Annotated in this window: 16 protein-coding genes; all 16 read left to right on the plus strand. The window is 65.2% G+C overall.

Features of this window, described 5'->3' with window-relative positions; genetic code table 11:
- Nucleotides 1-279: 279 nt before the first annotated feature.
- The 16 genes from C4S73_RS22190 (at nt 280) to C4S73_RS22265 (ending at nt 22,003) form a co-directional block, all read left to right on the plus strand.
- A complete protein-coding gene (locus C4S73_RS22190) occupies nt 280-2,031 on the plus strand; it encodes a type I secretion system permease/ATPase (protein WP_103874773.1) in 1,752 nt (583 codons plus the stop codon).
- A complete protein-coding gene (locus tag C4S73_RS22195; protein WP_103874774.1) occupies nt 2,028-3,380 on the plus strand; it encodes an HlyD family type I secretion periplasmic adaptor subunit in 1,353 nt (450 codons plus the stop codon). The genes C4S73_RS22190 and C4S73_RS22195 overlap by 4 nt, the downstream gene beginning before the upstream one ends.
- Nucleotides 3,381-3,694: 314 nt before the next feature.
- On the plus strand, nt 3,695-4,516 hold the full coding sequence (locus C4S73_RS22200; RefSeq protein WP_103874775.1) for a calcium-binding protein: 822 nt from the start codon (nt 3,695-3,697) through the stop codon (nt 4,514-4,516).
- A gap of 62 nt (nt 4,517-4,578) precedes the next feature.
- Nucleotides 4,579-6,861 (plus strand): glycosyltransferase, encoded by a 2,283-nt coding sequence (locus tag C4S73_RS22205; RefSeq protein ID WP_103874776.1) that lies wholly within the window; start codon nt 4,579-4,581, stop codon nt 6,859-6,861.
- Nucleotides 6,858-7,691 carry a class I SAM-dependent methyltransferase gene (locus tag C4S73_RS22210; protein ID WP_103874777.1) on the plus strand — a complete coding sequence of 278 codons (834 nt, stop codon included), beginning with the start codon at nt 6,858-6,860 and terminating at the stop codon, nt 7,689-7,691. Before C4S73_RS22205 ends, C4S73_RS22210 begins: the two co-directional genes overlap by 4 nt.
- Entirely contained in the window at nt 7,688-8,941 is a 1,254-nt protein-coding gene (locus tag C4S73_RS22215; protein ID WP_103874778.1) for a glycosyltransferase family 4 protein, read from the plus strand. Before C4S73_RS22210 ends, C4S73_RS22215 begins: the two co-directional genes overlap by 4 nt.
- Nucleotides 8,938-9,687, plus strand: coding sequence for a hypothetical protein (locus C4S73_RS22220; RefSeq protein WP_103874779.1), 750 nt, complete (start codon nt 8,938-8,940; stop codon nt 9,685-9,687). Before C4S73_RS22215 ends, C4S73_RS22220 begins: the two co-directional genes overlap by 4 nt.
- 5 nt (nt 9,688-9,692) lie before the next feature.
- Nucleotides 9,693-11,876 (plus strand): glycosyltransferase family 2 protein, encoded by a 2,184-nt coding sequence (locus tag C4S73_RS22225; protein ID WP_103874780.1) that lies wholly within the window; start codon nt 9,693-9,695, stop codon nt 11,874-11,876.
- 2 nt (nt 11,877-11,878) lie between these two features.
- Nucleotides 11,879-13,183 carry a glycosyltransferase family 4 protein gene (locus C4S73_RS22230; protein ID WP_244595728.1) on the plus strand — a complete coding sequence of 435 codons (1,305 nt, stop codon included), beginning with the start codon at nt 11,879-11,881 and terminating at the stop codon, nt 13,181-13,183.
- A gap of 41 nt (nt 13,184-13,224) precedes the next feature.
- Complete coding sequence (locus tag C4S73_RS22235; RefSeq protein ID WP_103874869.1) at nt 13,225-14,403, plus strand: polysaccharide pyruvyl transferase family protein; 1,179 nt, start codon at nt 13,225-13,227, stop codon at nt 14,401-14,403.
- Nucleotides 14,404-14,576: 173 nt separating this feature from the next.
- The gene (locus tag C4S73_RS22240) at nt 14,577-15,740 is read left to right on the plus strand and encodes a hypothetical protein (protein WP_103874782.1); all 1,164 of its coding nucleotides are present in this window, start codon (nt 14,577-14,579) and stop codon (nt 15,738-15,740) included.
- Entirely contained in the window at nt 15,737-17,146 is a 1,410-nt protein-coding gene (locus tag C4S73_RS22245; RefSeq protein WP_103874783.1) for a polysaccharide pyruvyl transferase family protein, read from the plus strand. The genes C4S73_RS22240 and C4S73_RS22245 overlap by 4 nt, the downstream gene beginning before the upstream one ends.
- A gap of 76 nt (nt 17,147-17,222) precedes the next feature.
- Entirely contained in the window at nt 17,223-18,272 is a 1,050-nt protein-coding gene (locus tag C4S73_RS22250) for a GSCFA domain-containing protein (protein WP_160115875.1), read from the plus strand.
- Between the two features lie 202 nt (nt 18,273-18,474).
- Nucleotides 18,475-18,864, plus strand: coding sequence for a c-type cytochrome (locus C4S73_RS22255; protein ID WP_103874785.1), 390 nt, complete (start codon nt 18,475-18,477; stop codon nt 18,862-18,864).
- A gap of 499 nt (nt 18,865-19,363) precedes the next feature.
- Nucleotides 19,364-20,179 carry a cytochrome c oxidase subunit II gene (locus C4S73_RS22260; protein WP_103874786.1) on the plus strand — a complete coding sequence of 272 codons (816 nt, stop codon included), beginning with the start codon at nt 19,364-19,366 and terminating at the stop codon, nt 20,177-20,179.
- A gap of 63 nt (nt 20,180-20,242) precedes the next feature.
- A complete protein-coding gene (locus C4S73_RS22265) occupies nt 20,243-22,003 on the plus strand; it encodes a cbb3-type cytochrome c oxidase subunit I (protein ID WP_103874787.1) in 1,761 nt (586 codons plus the stop codon).
- Nucleotides 22,004-22,005: the final 2 nt, after the last annotated feature.

Here is a 22,005-nt window from a genome sequence, read left to right on the forward strand (position 1 = left end):
AAATAGCGTGTACGCAAAGCACATGCCACACGGCAAATGTTAAAACTACAATTGTAGCGATTTTGAGATAAGTATAAAACTGTTTCAAAATTCAAAATATTGCATCATCCTGCCATATTCTCATAAGATAAGGGCCAGTGTTGCCCAATCTATATGTCACACTAACGACACCAACTTGATGGTATGTTTCCAATACAGCCCCATCACCATTAACTATCTTACCTTAAGTGATGCCGCGCCTCGCGTGCCACTCCCGCCTCGCCTTTGACGGAGCTCTGAATGAAGGTCGCAGCCCTGGCGCCCGATGGTCTGATCCGTGAATTGCAGCGCTCTTTTGCCGGCGGCCTCGCTTACGCGGCCTTCCTGAGCTTCTGCGTCAACGTCCTGCTGCTGACCGTGCCGCTGTTCATGGTTCAGGTGCAGGACCGCGTCATCGTCAGCCGCAGCTTCGACACGCTGACCATGCTGCTGGTGATCGCTTTTGGCGGTCTCGCGCTCTATGGCGTGGTCGAATTCATCCGCTCGCTGACTTTCCAGACCATGGCGAGCCTGTTCGCGCGCCGGCTCAATCTGCCGGCGCTGGAAGCCGCGGTCAGCTCCTCGCTCGAGCAGGGCTCGGCGCAGGCGACGCAGGCGATTCGCGACCTCAACGACATCCGCTATTTCATCGCCAGCTCAGCGATCGCGACCCCTCTGGAAGCGATGTGGTCGCCGATCTTCCTGGCGGTCCTGTTCGCCTTCCATCCGATCTACGGGCTCGTCGGCGCGGCCTCGCTGCTGGTCCTGCTGCTGCTGGGCGTGCTCTCGGATGTCCTGACCCGGCGCGTGCTGAAGGAGGCCAATGAGGAGGGCGTCGCCAGCATCAACGATGTCGGCGCCAGCCTGCGGCATGCCGAGACGATCGAGGCCATGGGCATGCTCCCGGCGCTGGCCAAGCGCTGGCGCATCCGACAGGTCGCCATGATCGAACATCTCGATCTCGGGACCCGCCGGGGCAAGTTCATCGCAGCCCTCACCCGCACCTCGCGCATGACGATGCAGCTGGCGATCTACGCCACCGGCGCAACGCTGATCATCAAGAACGAGGTCTCCGTCGGCACCTTGATGGCGGCGAGCATCCTGCTCGGACGCCTGCTCGCTCCGTTCGATTCGATGATCGCCGACTGGCGGCAATGGGTGCTGGCGGCGGCGGCCTGGAAGCGGGTGCGCGAGCTCCTGCTGCTGCGCTCGTCGCTGCGCCAGACCACAGAAACTCCCCCGACCGAAGGCGATCTCGTGATCGACCGCGTCGTCTTCGCGCCGTCGGGCTCCGAGCAGACCGTGATCAAGGGCATCTCGTTCTCGCTTGCGCCGGGCGAAGTGCTCGGCATCGTCGGCCCCTCGGGCGCCGGCAAGTCGACACTGGCGCGCCTGCTGGTCGGCGTGCTCAAGCCCAATGTCGGCGGCGTCTATCTCGACGGCCACAACGTCTATCTCTGGGAGCGCGCCTCCTTCGGCGCCATGGTCGGCTACCTCCCGCAATCGGTATCGCTTCTGAACGGCACCATCGCCGAAAACATCGCCCGCATGCGCACGCCCGACCCGCAGGCGATCCTCGAAGCATCGCGCATCGCCGGCGTCCACGAGCTGATCGGGCGGATGCCGCTCGGCTACGACACGAACGTCAATGACGGCGATTTCAAGCTTTCGGGCGGCCAGCGCCAGCGGATCGGGCTGGCCCGGGCGCTGTATGGCCTGCCGCGGCTCCTGGTGCTGGACGAACCCAACTCCAATCTCGATGCCGAGGGCGAACAGAGCCTGGTCCGCGCCGTCAATGCCGCGCGCGACAGCGGCGCTATGGTCGTGCTGATCGCGCATCGCCCGTCGATCATGCAGGTCGTCGACAAGATCCTGGTGCTGCGCGAAGGCCGAATCGCCCAGTTCGGGCCCCGTTCGGCCATTGCCGGCATGATCACGCCCGGCGGCCTCGTCGAGATCGAGCCGAACAAGCGCCAGGATCAGGCTCCCAAGCCTCGCGAGGTGACGGCATGAGCAAGATTCCCGTCTTGCGCTCTAACCGTGCGCTGGTGCCCGTCACTCCCACGGACGAACCCGAAGAGCGCATGCCATCGCTGCGCAATCTGGTTCTGGCCGGCGTCGGCTCGATCGCGATCGGCTTTGGTGCCTTCGGTGCCTGGGCGATGACGGCAAAGCTCGACAATGCGGCCGTCGCCACCGGCACCGTCGTGGTCGACAGCAAGCGCAAGACGGTCAGCCATCTCGAAGGCGGCATCCTGAAGATGCTGCTGAAGCTCGAAGGCGACCGCGTCACCAAGGACGAGCCCCTGCTGCGGCTGGAGGACGCACGCGCCCGCGCCGAACTCCAGCAGCTCCATGGCAAGCGCGTCGGCCTGGAGGCGAAGCTCGCGCGGCTCCGGGCAGAGCAGAACAACGCCAAAGAGATCGAATTCCCCGACAGCCTGGAAATGGCGGGAACGCCGATTTCGAATGTGGTCATCACGGCCGAGCGCAAGCTCTTCCAGGCCCGCATGCAGGTCTATGAGGGGCGCATCAGCATCCAGAAGCGCGTCATCGAGCAGCACCAGGCCGAGACTGAGGCGCTGCAGGCCCAAATCGAGGCGACGAAGTTCCAGCGCAGCCTTATCGACGAGGAGGTCCGCACGGTCGCCGACCTCTACGAGAAGCGCTACGCCAAGCGCACCCAGCTCGTCGAGCTTCAGACCAAGCAGAGCGAGCTTGCAGGCCGCGCCGGCGAGGCCGCCGCCCGCAAGGCCAAAGCGGAACAGGCCGTCGCAGGAGCCAATCTCGAGATCATCTCGATCAGCCTCGAACGTCAGGGCGAAGTCGCCAAGGACCTGCAGGACAGCCAGTTGCTGCTGTCGGAGGTGGTGGAGCGCATCGTCCAGGCCGAGGATGTGCTGCGCCGTCTCGTCGTCCTTTCGCCCCAGGAGGGCATCGTCGCCAATATCCGGATGCGCACGGCTGGCAGCGCGATCGCCGCCGGCGAGCCTATCCTCGACATCGTCCCCGAACGCGAGCCGCTGATCGTCGAGGCCAAGATCGACCCGCGCGACATCGATTCCGTCAAGCTCGGCGCCGAGACCCGGATCAGGCTCACCGCCTTCAACGCAAGGCTGATGCCGCCGCTGCTCGCCAAGGTCACATATGTGGCGGCCGACCAGCTCGTCGACGAGAAAACCGGCGTGCCCTATTTCATCGTGCGCGCTGAAATCACGCCCGAGAGCCTGGCCGAAAACAAGATCACCCTACATGCCGGGCTGGCAGCCGAGGTGCTCATCGTCAACGGTTCGCGCCGGGCCGTGGACTACCTGTTGCAGCCGTTCACCGAGAGCTTCAACCGGGCTTTCAGAGAAAAATGAACCAGATTCACCGGATATTTAAGTATTGATAAAATCGTAAGAATTAGAAATTTGAATGTCGCCTGACCGTATATTTCGAATTTAGAAGTATATCGCAGCCAAACCAAACTCGTAATATGGATGTATATAATTTAAAGCTTGCTGCATCGCAAAATGGTCACAATAAATAGCTTGCTGCGGTGCACATATTAGCTACTCTCGTAGACGTCGAGCGGTGACGGACCTTTGCTGTCTGTCACCGGAACGGCGCCCATTGTCGGGTGATGGCGAGATCGCCGGCCCGCGGGCGCATCCAGATCGCCTAGGAGGTGACAATGGCCACAATCGAAGGCAGTGCATTCGACGACTTCTTGATCGGCAGTCGTTTCAGTGACGTGGTTCACGCAGGCGCCGGCGACGATTTCGTCAAGGGCGGCCATGGAGCCGATACGATCTACGGCGAAGACGGCAGCGACCTGCTCTTCGGCGACGAGGGTGACGATTCGATCTTCGGCGGCGAGGGCAACGACGTGCTCTTCGGCGGCGCAGGCCATGACTCGCTCTTCGGCGGCGAGGGCGACGACGTCCTCTCCGGCGACAATGGAGACGATATCCTGTCCGGCGGCGCAGGGAATGACGTCCTGCTCGGAGGGAACGGCGACGATACCCTGCAGGGTGGGGCCGGCGACGACGTCCTTCAGGGCGGCAATGGCAACGACATCCTGCAAGGTGGGGCCGGCAACGACATCCTCGAGGGCGGCAACGGCAACGACGTGCTGCAGGGCGGCGACGGCAACGATGTCCTCACGGGCGGCCGTGGCGACGACATCCTCCAGGGCGGCGCCGGTGACGACGTGCTCTTCGGCGGACAAGGCAACGACATCCTCGCTGGCGGTGCCGGCAACGACGTCTTCGTCTTCCATGGCGGCGGCGGCAACGATCTCGTGCTCGATTTCGATGCCGGCTCGGACATGATGCAGATCGCCTCCGACATCAACGGCACCGGCGTGGCCTCGGCCGACGACGTCGCCGCACGCGCCACCACGGTCGGCGGCAATGCCGTGATCGACCTCGGCCATGGCGACACGATCACGGTTGTCGGCGTCACCGCCGAGGACATCCAGAGCGACCCGAACTCCTACTTCACCGTCGCCTGACGACCTTTGCGACGCCGGCCCTCCCGCCGGCGTCGCATCCCCCTTGAGTCGGAAGTTGCGCCATGCTGACAATCACACCAGCCCAGATGGCTGGCGATCATGCGTCCAATCCGGACCTGCTGCGCGTTTGCGGTTCGGTGTTCCTGTTGAGCTGGACCGTCGACGGGCCGCTCGCAGACAGGCAGATGGTCTCGCTCGCGAGCGGGGAACGGCGGGCCTCGTCGGCGTCGCTGACGCTTGGCCTGAGCGACGGACGCACCCGCATCATTTCCGCTTTTCGGCATGCCGGCCATGACGAGATCACTGCGACCCTGTCGGGCGGCAATCTCGGCCCGGACCAGACCGCCATATTCGACCCCGAATTCGTGCACGCGATGGCCGATGCAGCCGAGATCGTGCGGGACCTGACCTCGTCGTCCCGGCTCGCGCTGGCGAACGCGCTGATCGGCACCTGGCCGACCCTGTTCGGCCTGCGTGAAACCACCGCCTATCTCACCTTTCTGCGCCAATTCCTGCTCGCTTTGTCGCGCAAGCCAGCTCCGGCCCTGCCGGTCGCGGCCCTGCCCGAGGGACGGATTCTGCTCGAGTCGTCGCTGCCCGGGCGCCTCGCCACGATCAAGGCGGCCTATTGGCTCGGCCAAGCCGGCCTCGCCCGCATCGCCTCGCGCCCAAGGCTGGGCAAACCCGACCGGAGCAGCCGGCGCTCGCTTCACCTCATTCTCGACGAACCGCAACCGCGCGGCGCGGGGCTGCTCGTCCTGCAGACCGATATCGGGCTGATCGTGCGCGCCATGCCGGAGCGCACGGCAACGCCGACGCTTGCGCGCTGGTGGGCCAGCAAGGCAAGCGAACGCGACGATCTGCGCAGCTGGCTCGTCGAGCAGTTGGCGGGGCTTTCCGAACAGGGGCGCCTGCTCGCCATAGAGATGCAGCGGCGGCTGCCCCTGCCCGTCCAGAGCGTGCGGCGCCGCGACGACCTGCCTTCGGCCGAACTCGATCTGGCGATCTGCAATTCCGCCGGGCTGCTGCTGGGTGGCTGGTATCGCGACCCCGACGGGCTGCTCGAACAGATCCTGGTTCATCACGGCGAGGGCGAGCCGACCCCGATCCTCGACCGCACCGAGCGTTTTCCGGCCCTGCTGGCGGCCGAGGATGGCGGCGAGCACAAGGCGGCGATGGGCTTTCTCAGCCTCGTCCCCGGCTACGCATCGGGAGCGCCCGTCCTGCAGCCGCGCTGCGAACTGAAGTTCAAATCAGGCACGTCGATCTTCCTGCGCCCGAGCCCCCAGCCGGCCGACGCGGCGACGATCCGCGCCCGCGCACTGGCGTCGATCCCGCCGCAGCATCTCACGGCCGACATTCTGGAGCGCAGCCTCGCGCCGATGCTCGCCGCCTGCCAGAGCGAGCTGCGCGCAAGCCTGCCCGACCCGCGGCTAAGGCCGATCGGCACGCAGCCGGAGCGACCGGCCGTCTCCGTCGTGATCCCGCTCTACCGGGTCTATGAATTCCTGCGTGTCCAGGTCTCGGCCTTCGCGAGCGATCCCTGGTTCGTGGAGAAGGCCGAGCTGATCTATGTGCTCGATTCTCCCGAGCACGAGGCCGAGGTCGCCCATCTCCTCGGCGGGCTGCATCTCGCTTATGGGCTGCCGATCCAGTTGGTGGTGATGGGGCGCAATGGCGGCTTCTCGGCGGCTTGCAATGCCGGCGCGGAAGCGGCGCGCGGCGACACGCTGGCGCTGGTGAATTCGGACATCATTCCAGCGGAACCCGGCTGGCTGCCCGCGCTTGTGCGCAAGCTCGACCGGCGCGGCCGCGTCGGCGCCGTGGGTCCCAAGCTGCTCTATGACGACGGCTCGCTGCAGCATGCCGGCCTGTTCTTCAAGCGCGACCGCAATGGCTGCTGGCTCAACCACCACTATTTCAAGGGCATGCCCGGCAACTACAAGCCCGCCAATGTCGAGCGGCTGGTGCCCGGCGTCACCGGCGCCTGCATCGTGCTGCCGCGCGCGCTCTTCAAGGAGATCGGCGGCTTCGACGAGCGCTATGTCATCGGCGATTACGAGGATAGCGACCTCTGCCTGAAGATCAGGCAGGCCGGCTTCGGCATCAAATACGTGCCTGGCGTCTCGCTCTACCATCTCGAACGCCAGTCGATCTCGAAAAGCCTCGACTACACCCGCGGTGTCGCCTCGCAGCATAATGCCTGGCTGCAGACCAAGCGCTGGAACGGCGAGATCGAGGCGCTGATGAACGAGGGCGCCGCGCTGCCGCGCAAGGCGGCCGTTGCGACCCGCGAACCCGAAACCCTCACCCATACGGTCCTCAGGAGGGCAACCGCTGCATGACGGCGACACTAGCGCTGCGACCGGCCGAGCCCAGTCTCCCCACGCCCCCTAACGACCCCGGCCAACAGCTCGACTGGCTGCTCGATCAGGTCCGGACCAACCGTTTCATGCCGCACCCGCCGGCCGAGAACATCTTCGTCGGCGATGGAGATTATCGCGCGATCGGTGCGGAGTTCCTCGGTCATTTCGTCCGGATCGGCCGGCTGAAGCCGACTGAGCGAGTGTTCGACATCGGCTGCGGCATCGGCCGGATGGCGGTGCCGCTGACGCAATATCTCGACCCTGCGCGCGGCAGCTATGACGGCGTCGATCCCGTGATGGACGGCATCCTCTGGTGCGCCCAGACGATCACGCCGGTCTATCCGCGCTTCCGCTTCCAGCGGCTCGACATCGCCCACCCGCTCTACAATCCGCAGGGCTCGCTGCCGGGCACGGAGGTGCAGTTCGGCTTTCCCAACCAGAGCTTCGACTTCATCACGATGATCTCGGTTGCGACCCATCTGCCGCCCGAGGAGCTCACCGTCTATCTCAACGAGGCATCGCGCCTGCTCGCGCCGGGAGGACGACTGTTTCTCACAGCCTTCACCATCACCGGCGAGCCGACCGGACAGGAACGCCTGAAGTTCAAACGCTGGCGCGAAGGGCCGGGCTGGTATGCCATCGAGGAAGCCCCGCTCGCGGCTGCCGGCATCGAGGAAGAGTTCCTGCTGTCGCAGACGCAAGGCGCCGGGCTGCTCGTCGAGAGCCTTGGGCGCGGGCATTGGCGCGGCATCAACGCGCCGCACTACCAGGACCTGCTGATCGCCACCAAACCGGAGAACGGCCGATGACGCGCCGCATCCTCGTCGTCGCGCACAACCACCCGGACCTGCATCCGGGCGGGACCGAGATTCTGGCCCATGACCTTGCCGCCGGCTACCGCGCCGAGGGTTGCGAGGTCCTGTTTCTGGGCGCGACCAACCAGATCCATCGCGAGGCCCATCCGGGCACGGCCCTGCAGGCGACGGGGGTGGATGGCGACGTCCTGCTCTGGAGCGGCCATTTCGACCGCTTCTATCTGAGCCAGATCGACCATTACGGCACGCTGCAGGATCTCGCCGGCCTGCTTCAGGAATTCCGGCCGGACGTGGTCCATGTCCACCATCTCGTGCTGATCGGCGCCGAGTTCCTGACGCTGGCGCGCCGCCTCCTGCCGCAGGTCAAGATCGTGATGACGCTGCACGACTATTACCCGATCTGCCACAATGACGGGCTGATGGCGCGTCCCTCAGACAAGCAACGCTGCATGGGCGCCTCCCCCACCAACTGCCGCAGTTGCTTCCCCGAGATCAGCGCCGACCGCTTCCTGCTGCGCGAACGCTTCCTGAAGACGCATCTCGCCGCAGTCGACCAGTTCGTCGCGCCGAGCCATTTCCTGCGCCAGCGCTATGTCGATTGGGGGCTCGCCGGCGACCGGATCGAGGTGATCGCGAATGCCCGCCCGGCCTGCGAGCCCGTACCGCACCGGGCCAAGCGCGGGCCTCGCGCCAGCTTCGGCTATTTCGGCAACGTCAATCCCTGGAAGGGCGTGCTCGAGCTAATCAAGGCCGCAACGCTGCTGCAGGCTTCGGGCCTGCGCGGGTTCGAGCTGCGCATCCATGGCGGCGCGCCGTTCCAGAGCGAGGCCTTCGTCGCCGCCTTCGAGACGGCGCTGGTCGCGGCCGGCGCGGCGGTCAGCCATTGCGGCCCCTATCAGCGCGAGGAACTGCCGGCGCTGATGGCGGAGGTCGACTGGGTGGTGATGCCCTCGATCTGGTGGGAAAACGCGCCGCTCGTCATCCAGGAAGCGTTCCAGCACCGCCGGCCGGTCATCGCCAGCGGTATCGGCGGCATGGCCGAGATGGTGCGCGACGGCGTCGACGGGCTCCATGCCCGCCCCGGCGACCCGACGCAGCTCGCCCGCGTGATGCGGCGCGCGATCGAGGAAAAGGGCCTCTGGGAACGGTTGGTCGAGGGCATCGCGCCCCAGCCGACGATTTCAGACTGCGCCAGCGCGCATCTCGCGCTCTTCGACAGACTCAAACTCGCGGAGGCGGCATGACCACATTGCGCGAACCCGATGGTACCGAGCGGCTGCCCAATATCGTGCCCGCGCGGCTGAATGGCCGCGTCGACGCGCTCGACGGCAACCGCCTGCATGGCTGGATCTGGGACGAGGCCCGCCCCGAGGAACGGCTGACGATCCGGCTGAAGCTGGACGGGCGCATCGCCATGGAGGCGCAGGCGGATCAGAGCCGCATCGACCTGCGGCGCAACGGCATCGGCGACGGGCGCCACGCCTTCTCGATGGAACTCGACGACGAGACCGTTGCGGCGCGCGGCCGGCTGACGATCGTCGGCGTGTCCCCCAGCACGGGAGCGGAGCTCGAACTCAGGCTGCCGCCGCCGGCCGAACTTGCCGCAGAGGCCGCCATCGCGGTGCCGCTCGCGCGCTTCTTCGACCGGGTCGAGGCGCTGATCGCGCTGAACCGGCGCGGCCAGCTCGCGCAGAAGGACATGGTCGAGAAGCTCGACGCCCTGTCGGCCCGCATGGCCGAGCAGGCCGCGCCGCGCGACACGGCCTCGACCGACGAGCGCGAGGAGCGCATTGCCCGGCACCTCGCCGATCTCGACGTCTTCCAGCTGCGTTTCGACACGACGCTGCGCAGTTTCGATGAACGCCTGATCACAATCAGGAAGGAAGCGCAGCGACCGCTCCGGCAGGTCACCGTCATCCTCGGCTCCCTCTCAGGCCTCGCAGCGCTGCTGTCCTTCGTGACGCTGGCGCTGATGCTGGTGCATCGGTGACGAAAATGAGCGAGGTGATCATCCCCGATCAGACGAAGATCAGCCCGGCGCCGACAGTCGCCTGGACGCCGCTGGGCGAAAACGCGATCCTGATCATGAGCGTCTGCGACGCCATGCCCGGCAAGGTGCCGATCGCGGTCGACGGCAATCCGCGCAACAAGGCCGAGACGATGGCCCTGACCTGGCGCCGGCCTCAGGCCGAGGCCGCCGCGGCCGTCGGCTTCCTGTGCCTGGCGCCTGCCCCGGCGACGGACCGTGCCGGCTCCGGCGCCCTGCTGCTGGGCCGCCCCGGCCGGCCGCTGCGGCTCGTCCTGTCGCCGAAGCCGATGCCCTTGCAATCCTTCCTTGCAGCGCTCGCCGAGGAGGCCGGGCAGGCCTTCCCGACCGTGGTCGACGGCCTGCTGGAAATCCTGCTGGCGAGCAAGCCGAACCCGCGCCGCCTGCGCGCCGCGGCGATGCTGCTGCAATCGATCGCCAAGCCCGGCGGCTTCGTCGAGGTGATGGGGCCGCTCGATGACGGCGTCTTCATCCAGGGCTGGACCTCGAATTTCTCTGCAGGACGGACCAAGCTCCTGATCGCCCATAGCGGGCTGTCCTTCGCCGTGCTCGAAGCCGGCACCTTCGAGCGCGACGATCTGGGCGACGGGGCGCGCGGCTTCTTCGGCCTGCTGGAAGAATGCGAGATCCGCCACCCCAGCGAGATCGAGCGGCTGTTCTTCCGCGCCAATGACGGCTGGCGCGCGCTCGACGTCTATGAGCGCCATGTCCTGCTCGAGCCGATCACCGTTCCCGGCCATCTGCGCGACGGCCTGCAAAGGGGCAGCGCCCCGCAGGCGACCACCGACAAGCTCCGGCGCGCCTCGCAGCGCTTCGACGGCCGCGACACCGTTGCCTTGCTCGATGCGCCCGTGCGCGCCGGCATCGACGACGCGACCATCGTCGAGAGCTCCGGCACGCTGATCATCGGCTGGCTGTTCGATCCCGACCGCCATGTCAGCGCGGTGACGCTGCGCTCGGGCACCCAGTCCTGCGTCATCGACCGACTCTGGACGCGCGTATCGCGCCCCGACGTGGCGTCGGCCTTCGCCGAGGACCCGCGCTTCTCACATATGCTGGGTGCGCGCCGCAACAGCCACGGCTTCATCGTCTTCGCGCCGAAGCTGACGCCCGAACCCGGCCAGCCGCTCTATCTCGAATTCGAGATCGAAGGCTCGGGGCCAGCCTTCCTGCCGCTCGAAGCCGGACGGGGCCAGCCGCGCCGGACGCTCGAACGCATCTTCGGTCTGCTCGATCCGAAATCCTCGACCGCCGCGACGGTAGTCGAGCGCCAGATCGCGCCGGCACTCCAGGCCGCCGAAATCGCCCCGCCGCGCGTGATCGAGACCTTCGACCTCGGCGCCTTCACAGCCGATGCGCCGCTTGGCCTGGTGATCGGCCTCGACCATCGCCAGCGCGAACTCTCTTCGCTCTTCGCCCTGCTGGCGATAGACCCCGAGGTGCGCCCGGTGCCGATCGTGCTGGCGATCCCCGGGGAAAGCTTCGACCGGATCGGTGCCGAGGCGCGCCGGCTGGCGCGCTTCTACGGGCTTGCCGTGCGGCTGGCCCTCGTCGAAGGGGTCGAGGATGCCTGCGATGCAATGGAGGCCGGCGCGCGAGCCTGTCGCTTCCAGACCATAGCCATGCTCTCGGGCGCGGCGCAGATCCGGATGCCGGGCTGGCTCGGCCGGCTGGAACGCGCCTTCAAGGCGCGCGGCGGCCAGTGCGTGGCGAGCCCGACCCTGCTGTTCGAGGATAATTCGATCCGCTGGGCCGGTGCGTGGATGGAGGGCGAAGGCGCGAGCCGGCGCGTCTTCAACCGCTTCGTCGGCTATCCACTTGAAGCGATCGGCAATCTCGGCCCGATGGAGGTCGCGGCCGGAGCGACCGAATGCTGCGTTTTGTCCCGCGCTGCCTTCATCGAAGCCGGCGGCTTTGCACGCAACTATTTCACGACGGCCGAGAAGGGCCTCGATCTCTGCCTGAAGCTCAGGATGAACGGTGCGCCGTCGATCTGGGTGCCGGAGGTCGAAATCTATGTCGTCGACGATGGCGAGATGGCGCGGCCTCATCTGGTCTCTCTGGCCCAGCTCGCCGATCGCGCCAGTTTCGATCGCCGTTGGTCGCTGGCCGTTTCGAACATGCGAGGGTGATGATGCGCGTACTCGTTGTATCCCATGGGCATCCGACGATGTCTCTCGGCGGCGCCGAAATCGCCTCCTACAACCTGCACAAGGGCCTGCAGGCGGCCGAGGGCATCGACACGCATTACCTCGCGCGTGTTGGCGCCCCGACGCCGCGCCATGCCGGCACGGCCCTGATGAGCCTGCGCCAGCGCGGCGGCGAGCTGTTGTACTACGCCGAGGAATACGACCACTTCCTGCTCTCGAACCGCAACACCGAGGAGATCGAGCGCGATTTCGTGCGCGTGCTGCGCGATCTGAAGCCGGATGTGGTGCATTTCCACCATTTCATCGGGCTCGGGCTCGAATGCCTGTTTGCGGTGCGCGACACGCTGCCCGACGCGCTGATCGTCGTGACCTTCCACGAATATCTCAGCATCTGCCACCACCACGGCCAGATGGTGAAGACCGGCGCCTTCAAGCTCTGCTACCGGGCCTCGCCGACCGACTGCAACGCCTGTTTCCCGGAAATCTCGCCCGGCCGCTTCCTCGCGCGCGAGACCTTCATCAAAGGCATGCTCAACCTCGCCGACCATTTCGTGTCGCCGAGCCAGTTCCTGGCAGATCGCTATCAGGACTGGGGTCTGGCGCCTGAGCGCTTCAGCGTGATCGAGAACGGCATCGACGTCGCCGAGACCGCCCCGCCCCGGCCCTTGCCCGACAAGACCTCGCGGCGCTCGCGCTTCGCCTATTTCGGCCAGCTGACGCCCTATAAGGGCGCCGACGTGCTGATCGACGCGGTGACACGCATCCCCGATTCAGTCTGGGGCGAGGATGCGATCCTGCTGGTCTATGGCGGCAATCTCGATCGCCAGCCCGAGGCCTACAAGAAGAAGTTCGCCGAGCTGGTCGAGAGTGCGGGCCGCCGCGTCCGCTTCTGCGGCGCCTTCCAGAACCACGAGATGCCGAACCTGATGCGCTCGGTCGACTGGGTGGTGATGCCCTCGATCTGGTGGGAAAATTCGCCGATCGTGATCCAGGAGGCCTTCTTCCATGGCCGCCCCATCCTTTCGAGCAATATCGGCGGCATGGCCGAGAAGATCGTCGATGAGGTCAACGGGCTGCATTTCCGCTCGTCGAGCCCCGAGGACCTGGTCGACTGCATGACGCGGGCCCTGAGCGAACCCGATCTGTGGTCGCGGCTGCGCTCAGGGATCACGCCGCCGCTCAACCATGTGCAATGCGCCGCCCAGCATATCCAGCTCTACCAGCGCCTGATCGAGCAGCGGGGCATGCCGATGCCCGCCAGCCGCACGGCGACGCCGATGATCGCCTGATGCAACAAGAAACCAACGCGAAAACCAGGGGAAACAACGCCATGGCCCGCATCCTCGTCCTGAGCCCATCCGGGGAGGTCTACGACCACGACAATGTGCGCTGGTACGACCACGCGAACCTCGCCAGCCATATGGATCACTACCACAATATCGGCGACGCCTTCGTTTTCGACTCTTCGCTCAAGCTGCTGAATTTCGAGAAGCTCGACGTCCTGCCCATCGCCAATCCGGACATGGCGATGATCGACCGGCTGAACGCGGAGTATGACTACGTCTTCCTGCGCGGCTCGAACTACGTCCATTCGCAGATGGAATGGGAGCAGGCCGTTCAAGTTCTGCGCCGGCTTAAGATTCCTGTCATCGCCTTCGGCATCGGCGCGCAGGCGCCCGTCAGCGGCAAGCTCGAGCTCAGCGAGGACACCAAGACGGTGCTCCGGCTGATGGCGGATTCGACCGCCTCGATTGGCGTGCGCGGCGTCTACTCCGCCGAGATCCTGAACGAGATCGGCATCAAGAATGTCCGCATCATCGGCTGCCCGACGGCCTTCCGCGCCAACAACCCCAACCTCGCGATCCGCCTGCCCGCCCTCGACACGGTCAGGAAGGTCGGCGTCACGCTGCGGCGCGAAGTCTCGCCGACCTATGCGCAGGACATTCAGCGCTACCTCACCTTCCATCGCGATCTGGTGAAATCGCTGGCGGGGCGCTTCGACACCACGCTGATGGCGCAGGGCGAGATCGAGGAGAAGAAGCTCGCGCTCGGCACGGCCCAGCAGAAGGAAGAGGCGATCGCGGCGCTCCGTGAAAACGGCTGGGCCAATGAATGGTATCTCGATGCCGAGATGGAGGCGCTCTACCGCAGCCGCATGTTCTATTCGGACGTCGTCGCTGAATACGAGCAGCTCGTGCGCAGGCTCGACCTCGTGCTCGGCTACCGGCTGCACGGCAATCTGATGGCGCTCGCCAACGGCACGCCGTCGATCTACTTCACCTATGACAGCCGCACCGTCGAATTCGCCGAGACCTTCAAGATCCCGAGCTTCGACGTGTTCTCCGGCAAGGATTTCAGGCTGGAAGAGTACTGGGACCAGTCGCTGTTCGACAGGTTCAACGCGACCTATGCCCGCGTCTACGGCGCGATGCGCGACTTCCTGGTCGAGAACAAGGTCGACACCAAGATGGTCGGGCCGGCAGTGCAGCCGGAGCGTAAGGTCGCATGAGGATGCTGTCCCGCCTCATCAAGCGCTCCGCCCTTCTCCTGCCCCCCGCTTGCGGTGGGGAAGGCTGGGATGGGGGGCCGCAAAGCCAGGCGAGCATGTCCTTTCAGCCTGATGCCAAGCGGCGCTGCCCCCCACCCCTTCCCTCCCCACCGCAAGCGGGGGGAGGGGGACGATTGGCGTCGCGCCTTGCCGCCTTGCTGCTGCTGTCCTCGCCCAGCGCCGCCATCGCGCAGGCGCCGGGCTATCGCGTCGAGATCGTGCCCGATGCCATGGAGGAGACCGTCTATTCCTGGGCAAGCCAGCGCTGCGAGCAATGGCACATTCCCGACGCCCCGCTGCGCGCCTTCCGCGACGAGACCGGCGAGGTCGTCGCCTTCGCCAGCCATTATCGCAACCGCGCGATGATCGGCAGCGGGCTCGACCGGATCAAGACCTCCTGCGCGGTCTCCTTCGAGGCCAAGAACAGCGCCGATCCCAGCCAGTTCAGCGACAAGAGCTGGATCGCCGCGACCTGGACCCGCAATGGCCGCGACGTCTTCGCGCTCATGCATGACGAATACCATGCCGACAAGCATGCCGGCGCCTGCCTCTTCAAGGATGCGATGAGCTGCTGGTACAATGTCGTCTCGGCAGCGCGCTCCTCGGATGGCGGCCACAGTTTCAGCAGCGCCACGCCGCCGACGCTGGTGGCCGCGCCCGGCTTCCGGCAGGATGTCGGACAGGGGCGCCATCGCGGCTTCTTCAACCCCTCCAACATCATCGAGCGCGACGGCGCCTGGTACACGCTGATCTCGACGACCGGCGGCGAGGCCCAGAAGCGCGGCGTCTGCCTGTTCCGCAGCACGAATATCGAGGACCCCACCTCCTGGCGGGCCTTCGACGGCGCCGACTTCACATTGCGCGCGGTCGATCCCTATCGCGAGGATGTCGCGCAGGCGAAGCCCTGCCAGCCGCTGAAGGTGCTGCCGACGACGGTCGGCTCCGTCACGCGCCATGAGGCGAGCGGCCAGTATCTCGCGATCTTCCATCTCGGCCCCGATCCGGGCCAGGGCATTACGGGCGGCCGGGTCGCCTATAGCTGGTCGAGCGACCTCAGGAACTGGTCGCCGCTGAAGACCCTCGTCGTCCAGCCGACGATGTGGAGCAAGAATTGCGGCGATCTCAACCGCTACGCCTATGGCGCGATCGCCGATCCGGACTCGAAGTCCCGCAATTTCGAGACGACCGGCGATGAAGCCTTCCTGTTCATGACCAAGATACGGGTGAAGGACTGCAAGATCGGGCCAGACCGCGATCTCGTCCGGATCAAGGTCCGCATCGTAAAGGACCAGCCTTGAAGATCCTGCGCGCCACAACCAATGAAATCGTCGTGTCCGTGTCCCGGCCGCCGGGCGGCGCCTGGCCGTCCCTCAACCTGCGCCTCGACGGGCAGGATTATGCGACGATCCACCCCGGTTCAATCATCGCCGGCGATGCGGCGAAGGCAGAGCTGACGATCCCGCTGCCGCGGCTCGGCGATGGCCGGCTGCGCGAGATCACCGTCCTCGACAGCCATACCGGGAAGGTCGCGCCAGGTTCGGGCCTTGCGCCGATCGCGACGGAAAAGAAGCTGCGCGCGCTGGTGATCTATCCCGCCGGCGAGGTCTACGACCACGACAAGGTGCGCTGGTATCGCGCGCCGATGGAGAAGCTGCTCTCCGACTACTTCAACATCGGCGACATGATCGTCTTCGATTCGACGCTCAAGCTGCTGCGCTACGCGCATCTCGAGCCGATGAAGATCATGAATCCGACGGAAGCCGATATCGAGCGCTATGCCCGCGATTTCGACTACATCTTCGTGCGCGGCTCGAACTTCATCCATGAGAAGATGGAGTGGTTTCGCGCCGTGGAGGTGCTGGAGCGGGTCAAGCTGCCGGTCTACGCCATCGGCGTCGGTGCGCAGGCGAGCCAGAACCGCGCGATCAACCTGCCCGAGGGCTCGAAGCGGTTCTGGCAGATCGTCGCCGATCGCTGCGCCGCCATCGGCGTGCGCGGTGCCTTCAGCGCGGAAACGCTGCGACATAACGGCATCGGCAATGTCGAAATCGTCGGTTGCCCCTCGATCTTCCGCACCCGCAAGCGCGATCTTGCGATCAAGGTCCCCGACCAGCGCGAGATTCGCAAGGTCGCCTTCAGCCTGAGGCGGGAGGCCGATGCAAGCTACACGGCCGACCCGGAAGCCTATCTGCGCAACCAGAAGGCGGCGCTGCTCAAGGTCGATCGCCAGAGCGAGATGGTGATGAGCTCTCATGGCGAGCAGGAGGAGAAAGCCTTCTTCCTGCGCGACGAGGCGGCCATGGCCAAGGCGGTGGAAGAGTTCGTGCGGACCGGCTGGTGGAGCGGGCCCGACGACGCGCAGATGCGCGCGATCTACGAGAAGAAGCTGTTCAGCTTCTTCGATGTCGAGCGCTATGACGAGTTCGCGCGCAGCCTCGACCTCGCCGTCGGCTACCGCGTGCACGGTGTGCTGCCGGCGGTCGCCCAGGGCGTGCCAGGCGTGCTCGTCGCCTATGACACGCGCAGCCAGGAACTGGCCGAAACCCTGAAGATCCCTGTCGTGCCCGAGGCCGCCCTGGCCAATGGCGGCTGGCGCGCCGTCTATCAGGAGGCGCCGCTCAACGCGCTCGCGAAGAGCTATGCCCAATCCTACGACCGCATGAGGGATTTTCTCGATGCGAACGGCGTTCCGCACCGGATGTGAGCGGGCGGGATTTCACCCTTTCGAAGAAGACCGCGGCGAGGTGCCGACGGCCAGTCAACAGCGGCAGGAGTCGACGATGAAGATCGAATACGACGCAGGCACGGCGCTCTCCATCATGCGCGGCAACCCGGTGCGCGGCTGGATGTCCGGCAAGGCCGATCATCAGGCCAAGGAGCGCCTGACCACGGGGGCTTACCTGCAGGTCGAACACAAGCCGAAATTCCAGATCGATCCGTCCTGGCCGATCTTCACCATGGGTTCCTGCTTCGCGCGCGAGGTCGAGAACGTGCTGATGATGCGCGGGCTGCCGCTTCTGCTCAAAGGCCATGGCGTCCCGGCCGAACATTTCGAGACCTGGAACGAGACGACCCAGCGCGGCGGCGGCGCGGCCGGCGGCGAGGTGAGCCGGGGTGCGCTCAACAAATACTCCGTGCGCTCGATGACGCATGAGCTGAAGCGCGTGCTGCTGAACGAGACCTATCCGAATGAGGGGCTGATCGAGCTTGCTCCCGACCAGTGGTTCGACCCTCATGCCAGCGGCCTCAAGCTGCTCGACAAGGAGACCGCGCTCGCCAACCGCAAGCGCCTGACGGCGGCAACCGCCCGGATCAAGGAGGCGCGGATCTGCTTCTTCACGCTCGGCCTGACCGAGACCTGGCTCGATTCCGAGACCGGCATCGCGATGAACATGCATCCGGGCCCGGCCTGGCTGGCGCGGATGCCGGAGCGCTTTCGCTTCGTCGATTACGGCTTTCAGGCGACGCTCGACGACATGCTCGCCTCGATCGCGCTGATCCGCGAGCATTGCCATCCGGAGATGCGTTTCATCGTCACCGTCTCGCCCGTGCCGCTGGGCGCCACCTTCAAGGATACCGACGTCATCGTCGCCAACAGCGCCTCGAAATCCCTGCTGCGCACGGTGACCGAGGAGCTCTATCGGCGCTTCGACTATATCGACTACTTCCCGAGCTACGAGATCGTGCTGAATTCGCCGCGCGCGCTCGCCTTCCAGGAGGACCAGCTCCATGTCGCGCGCGACATGGTCGCGACCGTGATGGAGACGTTCGAGGCAAGCTATCTCGGAGCCAGTTCCGCCGCGAAGGACAGCGCCACCCTTGCGGCGTAGCTCGAAGGGCCTGGTCGGCCTCCGCGCGACGATGCCGGGCGAAGTCGTGACCGCGACTTCGCCCGTTCCCAGAAACCTCAGCGACATCGCCCGAATTGGAGAGCGGGCCGGGATGGTATAAGTATTCGCCTGTGAAAGGTTGCGCGGCTCGGCCGCCAGTCCGGCGGAACGGTCGCCTTCCGAGTTGGAGGGAGGACCTTCGATGGCGCGCTGGACCCTGATCGCATCCCTGATTGTCGCGGCACTACCCCATGCAGCCCAGGCAGCCGGCGACCCCGCCGCGGGCGAGAAGATCTTTTTGAAATGCCGCGCCTGCCACCAGGTCGGCGAGACCGCGAAGAACGCCGTCGGACCGAAGCTGAACGGGCTGTTTGGCCGGACGGCAGGCTCGATCGAAGGCTACAGCTATTCGGCCGCCAACAAGAATTCCGGCATCACCTGGGACGAAGCCACGTTCCGCGACTACATCCGGGCGCCGCAGGCGAAAATCCCGGGCACCAAGATGGTATTCCCCGGCCTCAAACCCGACCAGGAAATCGACGACGTCGTTGCCTTCCTCAAGCAATTCGACGCTGACGGAAAGAAAAAATAGCCCGATTTCTGGATGAATGCATCGTGGGTGCCACCTGCATTCATCCGGCATCAATTGACAACCATCGCGAGCAGGACGACAACATTGAACGATCAGGGGCCGGAGGCTTGAATGCCTTGCAGCCCATATGAAGGTTTTGCGCCGGGTTCGGCGCGCGGTCGTCCAGGCGAACCTGAGGTTCGGCGATGGCTAGAAGACAGCAACGCCTGAAGCCTGAGAGCGTGCTCGACCGAGCCCGCGCCCCAAGGCTTGCCTGTACCGCCGCGCCCCGCTTCATCGGTTCCTGCGCTTCTTATTGCCGGCCCGGACGCTATCCGGGCCGTTTCGTCGTTTTCATGTCGAGCGAGAACTTGCCGAGCGAGAACTTGCCGAGCAAAAACTGGCCGAGCAAAAACTTTCCGAGGGAGAACTCGGTTTCGTAACGCTGCGACGCAAAGCTTTCGCGCCGTGGCGCTGATTGGTTCCTGTTCATCGCCGCCTTGGGCAAGGATGACAGAGGATGGGTATCGCGGTCGCACTGGCTCTGGTGGTCGTCGGCTCGGTGGTGTTCCACTTCCTGAGCCCGTGGTGGTGGACGCCGATCGCGTCCAACTGGCGCTATATCGACGACACCATCATCGTCACCTTCTGGATCACCGGCGCCGTCTTCGCGGCGGTCGTGCTGTTCATGGCCTATTGCGTCTTCCGCTTCCGCCATCGCGAGGGCAGCCGGGCCGCCTATGAGCCCGAGAACAAGCGGCTCGAATGGTGGCTCGCGATCGGCACGGGGGTCGGGGTCGCCGCCATGCTTGCGCCCGGCCTCGTGGTCTGGGGCCAGTTCGTGACAGTGCCCGCCGATGCCGCCACGGTCGAGGTCGTCGGCCAGCAATGGCAGTGGAGCTACCGCCTTCCCGGGGCGGACGGCAAGCTCGGCGCAACCGACATCGCCCATGTCTCCGCAGAGAACCCGCTGGGTCTCGCCCCCAACGACCCGCACGGGCAGGACGACGTCATCATCCAGGGCGACCAGCTTCATCTTGAACTCGGCAAGCCGGTGAAGATGCTGCTGCGCTCGCTCGACGTGTTGCATGATTTCTACGTGCCGGAATTCCGCGCCAAGATGGACATGATCCCGGGCGTCGTCACCTATTACTGGTTCACGCCGACGCGAGCCGGAACCTTCGAGGCGCTGTGCGCCGAACTCTGCAGCACCGGCCACAGCTTCATGCGTGGCGGCGTCGTGGTCGAGTCCGAGAGCAAGCGTCAGGCCTGGCTGCAGCAACAGAAAACCTTCGCCCAACTCCAGCCACCGGCCAGGGCGCAGGCAAGGAACTAGGGACGATTACGGCGCGAACCCGACAGCGGGCCGTCTCGTCCAGGGGAGTAGGAGGGTGTCCTGATGGCTGACGTGACACACGGTACCTTGCCACCGCTATCGGCCAGCGAAACCGACGATGTCGAGCTTTATCACCCGCATAGCTGGATCACTAGATACGTCTTCTCCCAGGACGCCAAGATCATCGCCATTCAATACTCGCTGACGGCGCTGGCGATCGGGCTCGTCGCACTGGTGCTGTCCTGGCTGATGCGCATGCAGCTCGCCTTTCCCGGCCTGATCTCCTTCATCGACGCGGACCACTACTACCAGCTCATCACCATGCATGGGATGATCATGGTGATCTATCTGCTGACCGCCCTGTTTCTCGGCGGCTTCGGGAACTACCTGATCCCGCTCATGCTCGGCGCGCGGGACATGGTTTTCCCCTATGTGAACATGCTGAGCTTCTGGATCTATTTTCTCGCGGTCCTGGTTCTCGTCGTCGGCTTCTTCGTGCCGGGCGGGCCGACGGGCGCGGGCTGGACGCTCTATCCACCGCAGGCAATTCTCGCCAACACGCCGGGCCAGCAATGGGGCATCATCGTGATGCTGGTCTCGCTGATGCTGTTCATCATCGGCTTCACCATGGGCGGGCTGAACTATGTCGTGACCGTGCTGCAGGGACGCTGCAGGGGCATGACTCTGATGCGGATGCCATTGACGATCTGGGGCATCTTCACCGCCACGATCATGGCGCTCCTGGCCTTCCCCGCGCTCTTCGTCGGTGCCGTGATGATGCTCCTGGACCGGCTCATCGGAACGAGCTTCTTCATGCCCGCCATCGTGGCGATGGGCGAGCAGCTCGCCTACAAGGGCGGCAGCCCGATCCTGTTCCAGCACCTGTTCTGGTTCTTCGGCCATCCGGAGGTCTACATCGTCGCGCTGCCGGCCTTCGGCATCGTCTCCGACCTGATCAGCACCCATGCGCGGAAGAACATCTTCGGCTACCGCATGATGGTGTGGGCGCTGGTGGCGATCGGGGCGCTGAGCTTCGTCGTCTGGGCGCACCACATGTATGTCAGCGGCATGCATCCGAGCTTCGGGTTTTTCTTCGCAACGACGACGCTGATCATCGCCATTCCCACCGCGATCAAGGTCTACAACTGGGTGCTGACGCTCTGGCGCGGCGACATTCATTTCACGCCGCCGATGCTGTTTGCGCTCGGCTTCATCGTGACCTTCGTAAATGGCGGGCTGACCGGCCTGTTCCTCGGCAATGTCGTCGTCGACGTGCCACTATCCGACACGATGTTCGTCGTCGCTCATTTCCACATGGTGATGGGCGTCGCGCCGATTCTGGTGATCTTCGGCGCGATCTATCACTGGTATCCGAAGATCACCGGGCGAATGCTCAATGATGCAATGGCGAAGCTGCATTTCTGGGTGACGTTCCTGGGCGCCTACCTGATCTTCTTCCCGATGCATTATATCGGGCTGATGGGCGTGCCCCGCCGCTATCACGAGATGGGCGAGATGGCTTTCGTCCCGCCATCGACCGTAACCCTGAATGCCTTCATCACGATCGTCGCCCTGATCGTCGGCGCGGCACAACTCGTCTTCGTGTTCAACCTCGCCTGGAGCCTCAGGAAAGGCCGCCCGGCCGGCGGCAATCCCTGGCGTGCGACCACGCTGGAATGGCAGACGCCGCAGACGCCGCCTGCCCATGGCAATTGGGGCCAGAGCCTGCCCGTGGTCTATCGCTGGGCCTATGACTACAGCGTGCCCGGCGCCGCTCAGGATTTCCTGCCGCAAAACCAGCCTCCCGATCCACAGCCGGCGTGAGG

The organism is Allobosea lathyri (assembly GCF_900108245.1).
GTDB lineage: Bacteria > Pseudomonadota > Alphaproteobacteria > Rhizobiales > Beijerinckiaceae > Allobosea > Allobosea lathyri.